General features: G+C 73.8%; 12 protein-coding genes. All 12 read right to left on the bottom strand.

Features of this window, described 5'->3' with window-relative positions; all coding sequences use genetic code 11:
- Positions 1–37: 37 nt before the first annotated feature.
- Entirely contained in the window at positions 38–3,082 is a 3,045-nt protein-coding gene (locus ACF09K_RS01060) for an AAA family ATPase (protein WP_392240377.1), read from the bottom strand.
- A 209-nt stretch (positions 3,083–3,291) separates the two neighbouring features.
- Positions 3,292–3,492, bottom strand: a complete 201-nt coding sequence (locus tag ACF09K_RS01065; RefSeq protein WP_392240378.1) for a hypothetical protein — start codon at positions 3,490–3,492, stop codon at positions 3,292–3,294.
- Positions 3,493–3,702: 210 nt separating this feature from the next.
- Positions 3,703–4,365 carry a hypothetical protein gene (locus ACF09K_RS01070; RefSeq protein ID WP_392240379.1) on the bottom strand — a complete coding sequence of 221 codons (663 nt, stop codon included), beginning with the start codon at positions 4,363–4,365 and terminating at the stop codon, positions 3,703–3,705.
- A 35-nt stretch (positions 4,366–4,400) separates the two neighbouring features.
- On the bottom strand, positions 4,401–4,973 hold the full coding sequence (locus tag ACF09K_RS01075) for a GNAT family N-acetyltransferase (RefSeq protein WP_392240380.1): 573 nt from the start codon (positions 4,971–4,973) through the stop codon (positions 4,401–4,403).
- Positions 4,951–7,179, bottom strand: coding sequence for an MMPL family transporter (locus tag ACF09K_RS01080; RefSeq protein ID WP_392240381.1), 2,229 nt, complete (start codon positions 7,177–7,179; stop codon positions 4,951–4,953). The genes ACF09K_RS01075 and ACF09K_RS01080 overlap by 23 nt, the downstream gene beginning before the upstream one ends.
- 252 nt (positions 7,180–7,431) lie before the next feature.
- Positions 7,432–7,707: a hypothetical protein gene (locus ACF09K_RS01085; protein WP_392240996.1), complete on the bottom strand. Its 276-nt coding sequence runs from the start codon at positions 7,705–7,707 to the stop codon at positions 7,432–7,434.
- A 311-nt stretch (positions 7,708–8,018) separates the two neighbouring features.
- Positions 8,019–9,533, bottom strand: a complete 1,515-nt coding sequence (gene gatB, locus ACF09K_RS01090; protein ID WP_392240382.1) for an Asp-tRNA(Asn)/Glu-tRNA(Gln) amidotransferase subunit GatB — start codon at positions 9,531–9,533, stop codon at positions 8,019–8,021.
- 15 nt (positions 9,534–9,548) lie between these two features.
- Positions 9,549–9,791: a hypothetical protein gene (locus tag ACF09K_RS01095; RefSeq protein WP_382793859.1), complete on the bottom strand. Its 243-nt coding sequence runs from the start codon at positions 9,789–9,791 to the stop codon at positions 9,549–9,551.
- Positions 9,788–11,296 (bottom strand): Asp-tRNA(Asn)/Glu-tRNA(Gln) amidotransferase subunit GatA, encoded by a 1,509-nt coding sequence (gene gatA / locus ACF09K_RS01100; RefSeq protein WP_392240383.1) that lies wholly within the window; start codon positions 11,294–11,296, stop codon positions 9,788–9,790. Before gatA ends, ACF09K_RS01095 begins: the two co-directional genes overlap by 4 nt.
- A 5-nt stretch (positions 11,297–11,301) precedes the next feature.
- Positions 11,302–11,598: an Asp-tRNA(Asn)/Glu-tRNA(Gln) amidotransferase subunit GatC gene (gene gatC, locus ACF09K_RS01105; protein WP_018531282.1), complete on the bottom strand. Its 297-nt coding sequence runs from the start codon at positions 11,596–11,598 to the stop codon at positions 11,302–11,304.
- A gap of 280 nt (positions 11,599–11,878) precedes the next feature.
- A complete protein-coding gene (locus ACF09K_RS01110; protein ID WP_392240384.1) occupies positions 11,879–14,155 on the bottom strand; it encodes a putative bifunctional diguanylate cyclase/phosphodiesterase in 2,277 nt (758 codons plus the stop codon).
- Positions 14,156–14,419: 264 nt separating this feature from the next.
- On the bottom strand, positions 14,420–16,615 hold the full coding sequence (gene ligA / locus ACF09K_RS01115) for an NAD-dependent DNA ligase LigA (protein WP_392240385.1): 2,196 nt from the start codon (positions 16,613–16,615) through the stop codon (positions 14,420–14,422).
- Positions 16,616–16,622 lie beyond the last annotated feature (7 nt).

Here is a 16,622-nt window from a genome sequence, read left to right on the forward strand (position 1 = left end):
ACGGCGCCTCCCCTGCCGGTTCCCACCAGGGTACGGCTCACCCCGCGGACGGCGCCCGGAGGGCGTCGGCCGGGAAGAGTTCCAGCCGGTGGGCCACCGCCGCCGCCTCGCCCCGTCCGGAGACGCCGAGCTTGGCCAGGATGTTGGAGACGTGCACGCTCGCCGTCTTCGGGGAGATGAAGAGTTCCTCGGCGATCTGCCGGTTGGTGCGGCCGGCCGAGACCAGGCGCAGGACGTCGCGCTCCCGGCCGGTGAGGCCGAGGGCCTCGACGGGGTCGGTGGCGGCCGGGGCCGGGCGGGGACCGGGCGTGAGGGGCAGCCGGGCGCGCCGGCCTAGCCGGGCGACGGCGTCACCGAGCGGTCGGGCGCCGAGGTGGGCGGCGACGGCGTGGGCGAGGCGGAGCAGCTCGGCGGCGCGGTCGCGTTCGTCGTCGCCGCCCTCGGTCAGCAGGGCCTCGGCCAGGCGGTAGCGGGTGCGGGCGAGGTCGTGGGGGCGCTCCGTCGTCTCGAAGGCGGTGACCGCCGCCGCCCAGTCCGGCGGGCCGTCGCGGCCCTCGGCGCGCAGCAGTTCGGCGCGCAGCCAGAGTTCGTGGGCCCGCCAGACGGGGACGACGGCGACGATCTTCTTCGCGGCCGCCCGGACGCGTTCGAGGAGTTCGGCGCGGCCCGGTTCGGCGGCGGGCAGGCCGCGGGCGTCGCCCTCGGCGGCGGCCACGGTGAGGAGCAGGGGCCAGGCGTACCGCTGGGCGCCGGGCGGGAAGCCCCGGTCGAGGACGCGGGTGAGGTGGGCGCGGGCCTCGGGGAGGCGTCCCTCGACGGCGGCGAGGGCGATGGCGAGGCGGGTGAGGGGGAGGTCGTGCTGGGGCGCGCGGTCGTGGGCACCGAAGAACTCCTGTGCCGCGGCCAGTTGGCGTCCGGCCTCGGCGTGGTCGCCCCGGTGCAGGGCGAGTTCGGCCCGCAGGGAGGCGTGGCCGCCCCGGATGCCCACGCCCTGGCCGATGCGGCCGACGGCGGCGCAGGCGCGGTCCGCCTCGTCCCAACGGCCCAGCGACAGCAGGGACTCGGCGAGGTTTCCCCAGATCCAGGCCTCCGTCTCGGACAGCCCGTGCCGTCGCGCGTAGGTGATGCCCTCCTCCAGGATCGGCAGCGCCTCGCCGGAGCGGCCGACCGCTTCGAGTTCGGAGGGGAGGTTGACGTAGGCGTTCAGCGCGACGGACGGGATGTCCTCCGCGAGGGCCTGGTCCTTGACGTCGTACAGCTCCGTGAGGCCGGGCTCGACGTGGCCGGCGTCGACCATGAGGACGCCGAGGATCTGGCGGGCGTCGAGTTCGATCTCGCGGACGCCGACCATGCGGGCGTACTCCACGGCGTGCTCGGCGGCGGCGTAGGCGTCGGGTCCGGGGGCGTGCAGCATGGACCAGTTGGCGACGTGGGTGAGCACCTCGGCGTGCACCTCGCTGGGCGGCAGGCCGCGCAGCAGGTCCTGCGCGACGGTCAGTTCCTCCCGGCCGCTGCCACGGCCCAGCGAGCGCGTCAGCCGGGAGCGCTGCACCCAGAACCAGGCCGTGCGCAGCGGGTCGTCGTCGTCCTCCAGGAGGCGCAGCGCCCGCTTGGTGATCTTCAGGGCGCGTTCGCGTTCCCCGCACAGGCGGCCGGCGACGGCGGCCTCGGCCATGAGGTCGAGGTAGCGCAGCGGGGTGGTGTCCGGGTCGCAGCCGCAGGCGGGGTAGGCCTCGGCGTAGTCGAGGGGGCGCAGCCGGTGCCGTACGTCCTCGGGGGCGGCGTCCCAGAGTTCCATCGCGCGTTCCAGGAGCCGCAGTTGCTCGCTGTAGGCGTGGCGGGAGCGGGCGGTGACGGAGGCGTCGAGGACGGCGGGGAGGGCCTTGGCCGGGTCGTGGGCGTGGTACCAGTAGCTGGCCAGGCGGGTGACGCGCTCGTCGGCGGGCACCAGCGTCGGGTCGGCCTCCAGGGCTTCGGCGTAGCGGCGGTTGAGGCGGGAGCGTTCGCCGGGCAGCAGGTCGTCGCCGACCGCCTCGCGGACCAGGGAGTGGCGGAAGCGGTAGCCGTCACCGCCGGGGGCGGCGAGCAGGAGGTTGGCGCCGACGGCGGCGCGCAGGGCCTCGATGAGGTCGTCCTCGGTGAGCCGGGAGACGGCGGCCAGCAGCCGGTGCTCGACGGTGGAGCCGCCCTCGGCGACGATCCGGGCGACCTTCTGGGCATGGTCGGGCAACGCCTCGACGCGGACGAGGAGCAGGTCGCGCAGGGTGTCGGTGAGGCCGGTGCAGCAGCCCTCGTGGGCGGCGACGGCCAGTTCCTCGACGAAGAAGGCGTTGCCGTCGGAGCGTTCGAAGATGTCGTCGACCTGGGCGGGATCGGGTTCGGCGGCGAGGATGCCGGCGATCTGGCGGCCGACCTCCTCGCGGGTGAGGCGGGCGAGTTCGAGGCGGCGGACGGTGCGCAGCCGGTCGAGTTCGGCGAGCAGGGGGCGCAGCGGGTGGCGGCGGTGGATGTCGTCGGAGCGGTAGGTGGCGAGGACGACGAGGCGGCCGGTGCGCAGGGTGCGCAGCAGGTAGGAGAGGAGGTGGCGGGTGGAGGCGTCGGCCCAGTGCAGGTCCTCCAGGGCCACCACGACGGTGCGGTCGGCGGCGACGCGCTCCAGGAGGCGGGCGGTGAGTTCGAAGAGGCGGGCCATGCTCTCCTCGTCGTGCCGGCCGCCGCTCGTCTCCCCCACCTCGGGCAGCAGCCGGGCGAGTTCCCCCTCCTGGCCGGCCGCGGCGGCGGCCAGGTCGTCCGGCAGGGCCCGGCGCAGGGCGCGCAGCGCGGTGGAGAACGGGGCGAAGGGCAGTCCGTCGGCGCCGATCTCGACACAGCCGCCGACCGCGACGACGGCTCCCCGGCGGTCGGCGGCGGCGGCGAACTCCTCGACGAGCCGGGTCTTGCCGACCCCGGCCTCACCGCCGATCAGCAGGGCCTGCGGCTCCCCCGCGGCGGCGCGTCGGAGCGCGTCGTTCAGGGTGTCCAACTCACCGGTGCGGCCGACGAAGACGGGGCTGACGGACCTGTTCTCCACGGGGGCGAGCATCGCACGGCGGTGCGAGGGGGGCCCAGCGGTTATCAGGGGCGCGGTCGTGACCTGCCACGCGGTCGTGACCGGCGGCGCGTCCGTTGCCGACGGCGCCGGTCCGCTGAATGCCGTCGCCGGCACGGCGGGTGTCGTTGCCGGCACGGCGGCGGTCGTGGGCGGGGCGGGGCGGCCGCCCCCCGTGCGGCCGCCCCGCCGTGTCCCGCTGCTCACGCGGTCCGGGCGGACCGGCGCCGGCGGGGGCGGCGGGTATGCGGTTCGCTCCGGGGTACCGCGGTGCGGGCGGCCCGCTCCGCGGCCTCCCGGCGGGCGGCGCGACGGCCGCGGACGGCCGCGCGGGCCAGCCGCTCGTCCTCGGCGCGGCGGAGCAGTTCGGCGGAACGGGCCTGCTGGAGCTCGTACGGGTACACGGTGGACGTCCCCCTGGAGGTCGGTGGAGCCGGCGCCGCCCGGTGCGGCGCTCTCGACGTCTCGACCTTCGTCGCCCAGGGGGGTCCACCGCATCGGGCGAGTTCCGCATCTTCGGGGCCGGGCGGGGCCTTAGACGCGCGGAAAGGGGCCCCGGTAGGCCCGTAAGGTGCTTACGGGCCTTACCGGGACCCCTCGTGCGGCGCGCCGGGTCAGCCGGCGGAGGGCAGTCCGAGCAGGGCGCCGGTGTACTTGAGGACGGCCAGGAGCAGGCCGATCACGCCCAGCGTGACGCCCGCCCAGGCGACGGACCTGATCCAGGGGGCCCGCACCCTGCCGGGAGCGCCGAAGGCCGGCCGGGCCAGCACCACGACGCCGGTGACGAGCGCGGCCAGCGCGAACAGGCCGGCCCACAGGGCGGTGGTCCGCCAGGCGTCGCCGTAGACGGCCTGGACCTGCTGGGCGACGCTCGCGGTCGACGACGTCTCCAGCTGGCCCACCAGGGTCTGGCGCGCGGAGGCGACGGTCCCGATCCAGCCGCCGTCGAGCGACACCAGGCCGAGCGCGGCCGAGACGACGGCGCCGGCGCCCAGGCCGACGGCCGGGCGGCTCTCCTCGACGGCGGCGCCGTCCCCGTCCTCCTCGCCGTCGCCGCTCCCCTCGCGGGCCTCGCTCTCGCCGCGGGCCTCGCTCTCGCCGCGGGCCTCGCCGCCGTGCTCGCCGTCGCCGCCGTCCCGCACACCGGCGGCGGGCCCGGGGGCCGGCGTCGCCCCGACCTTCGCGTCCTCCGCGTCCTCCGGGTCCTCCGCGGTGATGTCCACCGTCTTCTCGTCGCGCTTCGCCTCGGCGGCCTCGTCGGCTGTCCTGGTTCCCATGCCCCGCACCGTACGGACGCTCTCTGAGAGGTTCCTCAACGGTCGCTGTGAGCGGCACGCGCGCGTGCGGAACGCCACTCGGGGGCCAGCACGGACCACACTTCCAGGTCGTGGCGCACCCCGCGGTAGGGGAAGGCCTCGCGGCGCACTCCGTCGCGGGTGAAACCGAGCCGCCGGGCCACGGCGAGGCTGGGCGCGTTGCCCGCGGAGGCGACCCACTCGACGCGGTGGATGCCGCGCTGCTCGACGGCGTGGTCGATGAGCACCCGCATCGCGCGCGTGACGAGGCCGCGCCCGGTTCCGGCGGGCTCGAGCCAGCAGCCGACCTCGCAGTTCGCCTGGGCGGCGTCGAAGTTCAGGAAGAGCACGCCGCCGACCAGCTCGCCCGCCAGCCAGATGCCGTGCAGCGCACCGGTGTCGGCGGCGCGCATGTCGGCGTACCGCTGGAGCACCTCGCGCGCGCCGGGCACGTCGGTGGCCTTGGCGGCGAACGGGATGTACTGGTTGATGAACTCCCGTCCCCGCTCCAGGTGCGTCAGGAACTCCTCGTCGTGCCAGGGCTCCAGGGGCCGCAGTTCGGCCCCGTCACCCAGCGGTGTCGTGTACATCCTGCTGTCGCTCCCTCTCCGGTTCCGCCACGGCCCCGGTGAGCTTCTCATGGGCGGCCCGGCACTCGGGGGGTTCGATGCTGATCCGCGGCAGCCGCCGGTCGAGCCAGCGGGGCAGCCACCAGTTGGCGCTGCCGAGCAGGTGCATGAGCGCGGGCACGAGGAGGGTGCGCAGGACGAACGCGTCGAGGGCGACGGCGGCGGCCAGCGCGATGCCGAACATGGCGATCACCCGGTCGCCGCTGAGGACGAAGGCGAGGAAGACGGAGATCATGATGACCGCGGCGGAGTTGATCACCCGGCCGGTCTCGGCGAGCCCCACGCGCACGGCCCGCCGGTTGTCGCCGGTCTCCAGCCACTCCTCGTACATGCGGCTGACCAGGAAGACCTGGTAGTCCATGGAGAGGCCGAAGAGCACCGAGACCATGATCACGGGAAGGAAGGGCTCGATCGGCCCGGCCCGGCCCAGGCCCAGCGCCTCGCTCCCCCAGCCCCACTGGAAGACCATGACGACGACCCCGAAGGCGGCGGCGACGGCGGCCACGTTCATCACGGCGGCCTTGACCGGTATGCCGACGGAGCGGAAGGCGAGCAGGAGCAGCAGGCAGCCGAGGCCGACGACGGCGCCGACGAACAGCGGCAGCTTTCCGACGATGACCTCGGCGAAGTCGTCGTAGCCGGCGGTCACCCCGCCCACCTGGACGTCGAGGGAGGTGCCGGTCTCGGCCCGCGGCAGCACCTCGCCGCGCAGCAGGTCGACGAGGTCGCTGGTGCGTTCCGACTGCGGCGAGGACTCCGGTACGACGGTGAGGTACGCGGTGTTCCCGCCCGCCCCGTAGGTCACCGGGGCCACCGCGGCCACGCCCTCGGTGCCGCGCAGGGTGGCGTCGAGGTTGTCCAGGGCGAGCCGGTCCTCGGCGCCGCCGACGCGGGTGACCAGGGTCAGCGGGCCGTTGACGCCGGGCCCGAAGCCCTCGGAGAGGAGGTCGTAGGCCTGGCGGGTGGTGGTGGAGCCGGGGCGGTTGCCCTGGTCGGAGGTGCCGAGGCGGAGGGAGAGCGTGGGCAGGGCGAGCCCGGCGATCACGGTGAGGGCCAGCGCGCCGAGCAGCTTGGGCCGGCGCTCCACGAACGCCGACCAGCGGGCGGCGAGGCCGGCCGGCAGCTCGGGCTCGGGCCCGTGGTCGGCGAGGCGGCGGCGTTCGCGGCGGCTGAGGGCGCGCGGGCCGATGAAGGACAGCAGGGCGGGCAGCAGGGTGACGGAGGCGGCGACCGTCAGGACGACGGTCAGGGAGGCGGCGAGGGCCACGCCGTTGAGGAAGTCCAGGCGCAGGACGAGCATGCCGAGCAGTGCGATGCACACGGTCGCACCCGCGAAGACGACGGCCCGTCCGGTGGTGGCGACGGCGTTGACGGCGGCCTCGGCGACCGGCAGGCCGCGTTTGAGGCCGCGCCGGTGCCGGGTCACGATGAACAGCGCGTAGTCGATGCCGACGCCGAGGCCGACGAGCATGCCCAGCATGGGCGCGAAGTCGGCGACGGTCATGGCGTGCCCGAGCAGCACGATCCCCGCGTAGGCGGTGCCGACGCCGACCAGGGCGGTGGCGATGGGCAGCAGCGAGGCCGCGAGCGAGCCGAAGGCGAGGAACAGCACGACGGCGGCGACGGCCACGCCGACGACCTCGGCGAGGTGCCCGCCGGAGGACTCGGTGAGCGCGACGGCGCTGCCGCCCAGCTCCACCCGCAGCCCGTCCGTCCGCGCCGACGCGGCGGTGTCGACGACGGCCCACGCCTCGTCCCGGTCGATGCTCTCGGCGCCGTCCTCGAAGGTGACGGTGGCGTACGCCGTGCGGCCGTCGCCGCTGATCCGGTCGGCGCCCTGGTCGTCGTAGGGGCCGGCGACGGAGGCGACGCCGGGGAGGTCCGCGATCCTCGCGAGGGTGCGGGTCATGGTCTGCTCGACGGCGGCGGCGCGGACGGTGCCCGCGTCGGTGCGCCAGACGACGGTGTCGCTGTCACCGCCGAGGCCGGGGAATCCCTCCGCGAGCAGCCGGGCGGCCCGGCCGGACTCGGTGCCGGGGACGTCGTAGTCGTTGGAGTACGACGATCCCGCGATCACGGCGGCGGCGGCCGTCCCGCCGAGGGCGAGGAGCCAGAGCAGGACCGCGACGAGGCGCTGCCGGACACACCATTGTGCAAGGGCTGCCACGAAACATGCTCCCGGGGACTATGGGGATCTTTGGCCGGGAACATCCGCACACGAAAGGAACAGCCCGCAAAGAACGCATGAGCAAAGTGAGGCCACTCTCGCAGGCATAGATGATCGTTTGAGCGGTTCGTGGTCTTGTTCACAGCGTTGCGAGGGAAGTCACAGGGCGACGACGGCGCATCCGGGCGGCACGCATCGGCCCGGGAACTCCGGCCCGGGGGCTCCGGCCTGCCGGGCCGGACCCGCGCCCCGTCAGTCCGACTGGTCGCCGACGGCCATCACCATCACCCCGACGATCAGCAGCCACAGCGCGCGCCGGGTGCGGCCGCGGGAGCCCAGCAGCGCGGCGAGCGCGCACACGGCGGCGCCCAGGGCGTAGGCGGCGGGCACCAGGGCCGGGGCGGAACCGGTGAGGCGCAGGAGGGCCGCGGCGAACCCGGCGAGGGTGAGCAGGGCGCCGGTGCCGGCCGCCGTCCAGCGGGCCCGCCGGGCGTCCTCACCGGCGTGCTCGTCGGACTCGTCGTGCATGCCGGACTCGTCGTGCCCGCCGGGCTCGTCGTACCCGTCAAGCTCGTCGTGCCCGCCGGGTTCCCGGACGTCGGGGCCGTCCGCGCCGGTGCCCTCGGCGAGCGGGCCGGAAGGGGCCGTCTCGGCCGAGTCGGCCGTCTCGTCCATGTCGGCCATGTCGTGTGCCTCGGTCGCGTCGGTCCGTATGCCGTCCCGGGTGTCGGAATCGGTGCGTCCACTCATGGCGGGCGAGCGTAGCGCCTCGGTCCGGGAGACGGAGAAGGGGGATGCGCCCAGGTCGGCGCATCCCCCTCGGGGACCGGGGTCCGGGCTCAGCCCTCGCTGACGCCCAGCTTCTCCAGGATCAGCTCCTTGACGCGGGCCGCGTCGGCCTGACCGCGCGTGGCCTTCATGACCGCGCCGACCAGGGCGCCGGCCGCGGCCACCTTGCCGCCGCGGATCTTGTCGGCGACGCCCGGGTTGCCGGCGATGGCCTCGTCGACCGCGGTGCCGAGCGCCGAGTCGTCGGAGACGACCTTCAGCCCGCGCTGGTCGACGACCTCGTCCGGGGTGCCCTCGCCCGCGAGGACGCCCTCGATGACCTGACGGGCCAGCTTGTCGTTCAGGTCGCCCTTGCTCACCAGTTCGGTGACGCGGGCGACCTGCTCGGGCGTGATGGCCAGTTCGTCCAGTGCCTTGCCGGACTCGTTGGCGCTGCGCGCCAGTTCGCCCATCCACCACTTGCGGGCGGAGGCCGCGTCGGCACCGGCGTCGATGGTGGCGACGATCAGGTCCAGCGCACCGGCGTTGAGGATGGCCTGCATGTCCGTGGCCGAGATGCCCCACTCCGCCACCAGGCGGTTGCGGCGGACCAGCGGCAGTTCGGGCAGGGCGGCGCGGATCTCCTCGACCCACGCGCGCGAGGGGGCCACCGGCACCAGGTCCGGCTCGGGGAAGTACCGGTAGTCCTCGGCCTCCTCCTTCACGCGGCCCGAGGTCGTCGACCCGGTGTCCTCGTGGAAGTGCCGGGTCTCCTGGACGATCGTCCCGCCGTCGTTCAGCACGGCGGCGTGCCGCTGGATCTCGAAGCGGGCCGCACGCTCCACGGACCGCAGCGAGTTGACGTTCTTCGTCTCCGAGCGGGTGCCGAACTTCTCGGTGCCGTGCGGGCGCAGCGACAGGTTCACGTCGCAGCGCATCTGGCCCATCTCCATGCGGGCCTCGGAGACGCCGAGCGCCTTGATGACCTCGCGCAGCTCACGGACGTAGGCCTTGGCCACCTCGGGGGCGCGCTCCCCGGCACCCTCGATCGGCTTGGTGACGATCTCGATGAGCGGGATGCCGGCGCGGTTGTAGTCCAGCAGGGAGTGGGACGCGCCGTGGATGCGGCCGGTCGCGCCGCCCACGTGGGTCGACTTGCCGGTGTCCTCCTCCATGTGGGCGCGCTCGATCTCCACGCGGAAGGTCTCGCCGTCCTCCAGCTGGACGTCGAGGTAGCCGTTGAAGGCGATCGGCTCGTCGTACTGGGAGGTCTGGAAGTTCTTCGGCATGTCCGGATAGAAGTAGTTCTTCCGGGCGAAACGGCACCACTCGGCGATCTCGCAGTTCAGCGCGAGACCGATCTTGATCGCGGACTCGACGCCGGTCGCGTTGACGACGGGGAGCGCGCCGGGCATCCCGAGGCAGACCGGGCAGGTCTGCGAGTTGGGCTCGGCACCCAGCTCGGTCGAACAGCCGCAGAACATCTTGGTCTTGGTGCCGAGTTCGACATGGACCTCGAGGCCCATGACGGGGTCGTAGGACGCCAGCGCGTCCTCGTACGACACCAGGTCGGTCGTGATGGTCACGGTGAAACTTCCCTCTCAGCCCAGCAGGACGTCGTCGTCGCCCAGCCGCTTCAGCTCGCGGTAGAGAATGGCCAGGTTGGTGACGACCGCCGCGCCGGTCACGACGGCGTCCAGCAGCCGCAGCGTGTCGCTGTCGGTCCGGGCCTTCCTGATCTGTTTGACGACGCCGATCGCGCCGAAGGCCGACGTGGCCATCGAGACGTAGAGACCGGACTTGGACTTCTTGAAGCCCTTGGCCTTGGACAGTGTCTTGCTCACAGCGACGGAGCCTCCTCGAGCAGCGGGTGCCCCCACTTTTCCACGAAGGCGGCCTCGACGGCGGCGCCGACCTTGTACAGCCTGTCGTCCTTCAGCGCCGGGGCGATGATCTGGAGGCCGACGGGGAGGCCGTCCTCGGGGGCGAGACCGCAGGGCAGCGACATGGCCGCGTTGCCCGCCAGGTTGGTGGGGATGGTGCACAGGTCGGCCAGGTACATCGCCATCGGGTCGTCGGCGCGCTCGCCGATCGGGAAGGCGGTGGTGGGCGTGGTCGGCGAGACGATCACGTCGACCTGCTCGAAGGCCTTCTCGAAGTCGCGCGTGATGAGCGTGCGGACCTTCTGGGCGGAGCCGTAGTAGGCGTCGTAGTAGCCGCTCGACAGGGCGTACGTGCCGAGCATGATGCGGCGCTTGACCTCGGGGCCGAAGCCCGCCTCACGGGTGAGGGAGGTCACGTCCTCGGCGGAGCGCGTGCCGTCGTCGCCGGTGCGGACGCCGTAGCGCAGGCCGTCGAAGCGGGCGAGGTTGGAGGAGCACTCCGAGGGCGCGATCAGGTAGTACGCCGACAGCGCCAGGTCGAAGGACGGGCAGTCCAGTTCGACGATCTCGGCGCCCAGTTCCCTCAGCAGCGCGACGGACTCGTCGAACCGCTGGATGACGCCGGCCTGGTAGCCCTCGCCGCGGAACTGCTTGACGACGCCGACGCGCATGCCCGCCACGCTGCCGTTGCGGGCGGCCTCGACGACCGGCGGGACGGGGGCGTCGATCGACGTCGAGTCCAGCGGGTCGTGCCCGGCGATCACCTCGTGCAGCAGGGCCGCGTCCAGGACCGTGCGGGCGCAGGGCCCGCCCTGGTCGAGGGAGGAGGAGAAGGCGACCATGCCGTAGCGGGACACCGCGCCGTACGTCGGCTTCACGCCGACCGTGCCGGTGACGGCGGCCGGCTGGCGGATGGAGCCGCCGGTGTCGGTGCCGATGGCGAGGGGGGCCTCGTAGGAGGCGAGGGCGGCGGAGGAACCGCCGCCGGAGCCGCCGGGGATGCGGGTGAGGTCCCAGGGGTTGCCGGTGGGGCCGAACGCGCTGTTCTCCGTCGAGGACCCCATGGCGAACTCGTCCATGTTGGTCTTGCCGAGGATCACCACGTCGGCGGCCTTCAGCCGCTTGGTGAGCGTCGCGTCGTACGGCGGGATCCAGCCCTCGAGGATCTTCGAACCGACGGTCGTCGGGATGCCCTCGGTGGTGAAGATGTCCTTGAGCGCCAGGGGGACGCCGGCGAGCGGGCCGAGCTTCTCGCCGCGGGCCCGCTTCTCGTCGACGGCGCGGGCCTGGGCCAGCGCGCCCTCGCGGTCGACGTGCAGGAAGGCGTGCACCTTCTCGTCGACGGCCTCGATGCGGGCCAGGTGGGCCTCGGTGACCTCCACGGCCGTGAGGTCGCCGGAGGCGATCCTCGCGGCGATCTCGGCCGCGGTGAGCTTGATGCAGTGTTCGATGTTCTTGGCCGTCATTGCGGTTAGTCCTCCCCCAGGATCTGCGGCACCTTGAAACGCTGCTGCTCCTGGGCCGGGGCGCCGGAGAGCGCCTGCTCGGGGGTGAGCGACGGACGGACCTCGTCCGCGCGCATGACGTTGGTCAGCGGGAGCGGGTGCGAGGTCGGCGGTACGTCTTGGTCGGCGACCTCGCTGACGCGGGCGACCGCGCCGATGATGTCGTCCAGCTGTCCCGCGAAGTGGTCGAGCTCTTCGGGCTTCAGCTCCAGACGCGCCAGCCGGGCGAGGTGGGCGACCTCCTCGCGCGTGATGCCAGGCATGCAGCGTTCCTCTGGGGGTGAGTGAGTGTGCTTTGGGGTCCAATCCTATGGGGCGGCGGCGCGTCCCCGTTAAACGGTTTGCCGGGCGGCCCTCGCCGCCGCCCTCGTCGCGGCTTCGTCCCGGCCTTCGAGTCACCGCGCGAGGACGCCGACGGCGGGGCAGCGCCACCGGGAAGAGGCGCCCTCGCTCGGCCGGGCGGACGGCCGGGCGTGCGGGCGGGCGGGCGGGCGTGCGGGCGGGCGGGCGGGCGGGCGGGCGTGCGGGCGTGCGGGCGGGCGATCACTCCTCGGACGCCGCGGGCAGCGCCGCCGCCGCGGGCCGCTGCCAGCCCCGCGCCCCGCGGGCCCGCAGCCACGCGGTGGTCTCCTCCGGGGGCATCGCCGCCGCGACCAGCCACCCCTGCACGGCGTCGCAGCCGAGGTCGCGCAGCCGCTCCCACGTCTCGTCGTCCTCGACGCCCTCCGCGACCACGAGCAGCCCGAGGGAATGCGCGAGGTCGACCGTGCAGCGCACGATCTCCGCGTCCTCGGTGTCCACCGCCAGCCGGGCCACGAAGGACCGGTCGATCTTCAGCTCGCTCACCGGCAGGCGCCGCAGGTGGACCAGCGAGGAGTAGCCGGTGCCGAAGTCGTCGAGGGACATCTTCACGCCGTGCCCGGTGAGCGCGTTGAGGGTGTCGGCGGCGCGCTGGGGGTCCTCCAGGAGGACGTGCTCGGTGATCTCGAGCTGGAGCGCCGCCGCGGGCACCCCGTGCCGGGCGAGCCGGGCCGCGACGGAGCCGGCGAAGCCGGGGGTGTGCACGTCGCGCGGGGAGACGTTGACGGCGACGGGCACGTGCAGGCCCTGGGCGCGCCACCGGGCGACCTGGGCGAGGGCCGTGTCCAGCACGTACTCGGTGAGGTGGGGCATCAGTCCGGAGGACTCGGCGATCGCTATGAACTCGTCCGGCGGCACCTTCCCCCGCTCGGGGTGCACCCACCGCACCAGTGCCTCGAGCCCGGCGACCTGTCCGTCGAAGCGGACCTTGGGCTGGTAGTGGAGCTGGACCTCGTGCGCGTCGAGCGCGCGGCGCAGGTCGCCGAGCAGACCGAGCCGGTCGGGGGTGTTGGAGTCGCGCTTGGACTCGTAGACCTCGACTCCCGTACGGTCGCGTTTGGCCTGGTACATCGCCACGTCCGCCCGCCGCAGCAGCCCCTCCGCGTCGAGCGCGTGGTCGGGGAAGACGGCAACTCCGGCGCTGGCCTCCAGGACGAGGGTGAGCCCGTCGAGGTCGAGCGGTGAGCCGAGGCCGGCGACGAGTGCGCGGGCGACGCGGGTCGCGGAGGTCGTGGAGTCGGCGACGGGCAGTAAGACGGCGAACTCGTCGCCGCCGAGCCGCGCGACCTCGGCCCCGCGCGGGAGGGCCAGCCGGAGCCGGTCGGCTATCTGGAGCAGCAGCCGGTCCCCGGCGAGATGACCGAGCGTGTCGTTGACCGACCGGAACCGGTCGAGGTCGATCAGCATGAGCGCCGCGCGGGCGCCGATGCGTTCGGCGTCGTCGAGGGCGGTCCAGATCCGCTCCCCGAGCCACTGCCGGTTGGGCAGTCCGGTGAGCGGGTCGCGCAACTGCTCCTCGGCGCGGGCGCGGGCCATCCACAGCGTGGAGTCGAGGGCGATGAGCGGGATGGCGAACAGCGGCAGCAGAATCGGTTCGGCCACGGCGACGACGCACACCAGCGGGGCTATGCCCAGCAGGGCGACGGCGACCAGGCTCTGTCTGAACAGGGCCGTACGGGCGACGGTGGGCAGCCCGCCGGTGCGGGGCGTGTGCAGGTACCAGAGCAGGACGCGGGTGACGGCGAGGTAGGCGACGGCGACCAGCGCCACCTGGGGCGCGGTGGAGAGCGTCCAGGTGTCGGGGGTCCAGGGCCGCTCGACGGACGGCACCGGCCCGCACGCGGCGAGCAGCAGCGCGCCCGTGCCGATGCCGAGGATGTCCACCGCGCCGTGGAGTACACCCTGCCGCCAGCGGTGGCGGCGGGCTATGCCGACCAGGACGACGACGGTGAGGCTGACCAGACCGGCGGGCAGCCAGCCGTAGAGCAGCAGGACGGCGAGGGTGAGGGCGGCTCCGGAGCCGGTGCCGCCCCACCAGCGGGCCCGGCCCAGCATGACGAGGTGGCCGACGACGACGCCGGTCAGCACGGCCAGCGACCAGCCGACGGTGCCGGACGGGAACAGCGCGTGGCTGCTGGTGAAGGCCCGGTAGAAGGCGGCGCCCAGGGCGAACCCGGCGGTCGCGACGACGGCCGCCGGCAGCGCGGGCCAGGACGGGTGCCGTTCCGCGTCGGCCCCGTACGGTCCGGAGGGGACGGCGCCGTACGGGCCGGAGGCGTCGGGGCCGGGCGGGAACGCGGCGGGGGCACGCGGGTCCGTCCGGGTGAGCGGGTCGCCGGCGCGGGCCGGTCCGCCCGGGGGCCGCTCTGACCACGCCACCCACCGGCCGCCCCACCAGGCGTCGGTGACCCGGCGCCGGGGCAGCCCAGTGTCCGGGGCGGCGCTCTCGGTCGGTTCCATTCCCGTCCCTCTCACAGCCGGCGGTGCCCACGCCACGCGGTCCGCTGCCCGACGGCCTTGCGCGGGCGCCGCGTCGGAAGACCCTTGCCCCGCTCGTCAGGAGCGGGGGACGCCCGACCGCGGCGGGGCACGGCGGGCGCGTTTCTCAACAGTAGGCCGCGGAAGGCTTCCACGGGCAGCGGTCGTCGACGGTCGCCCGAATGCGCCCCCGGCACCCGTAAGCATCCGATATGCGCCGATCGGGTGGTCTTCGGCCGCCGGTCCTCACGACCCGTCGGCCGGCAGGGCGGCTTCGGCGGCCGCCTGCGGCCCCTGTTCGAGCAGGACCGTGAAGCCGTCCTCGTCCAGCACCGGCACCTTGAGCTGCACCGCCTTGTCGTACTTCGATCCGGGGCTGTCACCCACGACGACGAACGAGGTCTTCTTCGACACCGATCCGGTCACCTTCGCCCCGCGGCTCTGCAGGGCGTCCTTGGCGCCGTCCCGGGTGAAGTGCTCCAGGGTGCCGGTGACCACGACGGTGAGGCCCTCCAGCGGCCGCGGTCCCTCGTCCTCGCCGGAGCCCTCCTCCTCCATGCGGACGCCGGCGGCCTTCCACTTGCGGAGGATCTCGCGGTGCCAGTCCTCGGCGAACCACTCCTTGAGGGAGGCCGCGATGGTCGGGCCGACGCCTTCGGTGCCGGCCAGTTCCTCCTCGGTCGCCTGTTCGATGCGGTCGATGGAGCGGAACTCGCGGGCCAGCGCCTCGGCCGCGACCGGACCCACGTGCCGGATGGACAGTCCGGTGAGGACGCGGGCCAGCGGGCGCTCCTTGGCGGCCGCGATGGTCTCCAGCATGGCGAGCGCGTTCTTCTTCGGCTCGCCCTGCTGGTTGGCGAAGACGGTGGCGATCTTCTCCTCGCCGGTCTTCGGGTCCCGCTTGGGCAGACCGCTGTCCTGGTCGAGGACGTACGCCTTGATCGGCAGCAGCTGCTCGACGGTGAGGTCGAACAGGTCGCCCTCGTCGGCGAGCGGCGGCTCCGCGGGCTCCAGCGGCTTGGTGAGGGCCACGGCGGCGACGTACCCGAAGTGGTCGATGTCCAGGGCCCTGCGGCCCGCCAGGTAGAAGAGCCGTTCGCGCAACTGGGCGGGGCACGTACGGGCGTTGGGGCACCGCAGGTCGACGTCGGCCTCCTTCATCGGCCGCAGCGGTGTGCCGCACTCGGGGCACTCGGACGGCATCACGAACGCGCGCTCGCTGCCGTCCCGCAGGTCGGCGACCGGTCCGAGGATCTCCGGGATGACGTCACCCGCCTTGCGCAGCACCACGGTGTCGCCGATGAGGACGCCCTTGGCCTTGACCACGTCCTGGTTGTGCAGGGTCGCGAACTCGACCTCGGAACCGGCCACGGTCACCGGCTCGACCTGCGCGTACGGCGTGACGCGGCCGGTGCGGCCCACGCCGACGCGGATGTTGACGAGCTTGGTGTTGACCTCCTCCGGCGCGTACTTGTAGGCGATCGCCCAGCGCGGCGCGCGGGCCGTGGAGCCGAGCCGCCCCTGGAGCCGGATCTCGTCGAGCTTGACGACGACTCCGTCGATCTCGTGCTCCACGGAGTGCCGGTTCTCGCCGTAGTACGCGATGAACTCCCGTACGCCGTCGAGGCCGTCGACCACCTTGTTGTGCCGGGAGGTGGGCAGGCCCCAGGACTTGAGGAGGTCGTACGCCTCGGAGAGGCGGACGAGGCCCTCGTACCCCTCCAGGGCGCCGATGCCGTGGACCACCATGTGCAGGGGGCGGCCCGCGGTGACGCGCGGGTCCTTCTGGCGCAGGGAACCGGCCGCCGCGTTGCGCGGGTTGGCGAAGGGCTTGTCGCCGGCCTCGACCAGACGGGCGTTCAGCTCCTCGAACTTCTCCATCGGGAAGTAGACCTCGCCGCGGATCTCGACGAGGGAGGGGACGCCGTCGCCGGTCAGCCGGTCGGGGATGTCCGCGATGGTGCGCACGTTGGGCGTGATGTCCTCGCCCGTGCGGCCGTCGCCGCGGGTGGCCGCGCGGGTGAGCCGGCCGTTCTCGTACGTCAGGTTGACGGCGAGGCCGTCGACCTTCAGCTCGCACAGGAAGTGGTACGCGGAGGCGCCGACGTCCTTGTGGACGCGCTCGGCCCAGGCGGCCAGCTCCAGGTCGTCGAAGGCGTTGTCCAGCGAGAGCATGCGCTCGCGGTGCTGGACGGCGGTGAACTCCGTCTCGTACGCGCCGGCGACCTTCTGGGTGGGCGAGTCGGGGGTGCGCAGCCCGGGGTACCGCTCCTCCAGCGCCTCCAGCGAGCGCAGCAGGCGGTCGAACTCCGCGTCGCTGACGACGGGGGCGTCCTTCACGTAGTACCGGAAGCGGTGCTCCTCGATCTGCTCGGCGAGCTGCGCGTGCTGCTCCCGCGCCTCCGTGGGCACCGCCGTCTCCGCTTGCCTGTCGCCGGCCACCGTGTGG

This window comes from Streptomyces sp. NPDC014882, from assembly GCF_043081325.1.
Taxonomy (GTDB): Bacteria; Actinomycetota; Actinomycetes; order Streptomycetales; family Streptomycetaceae; genus Streptomyces.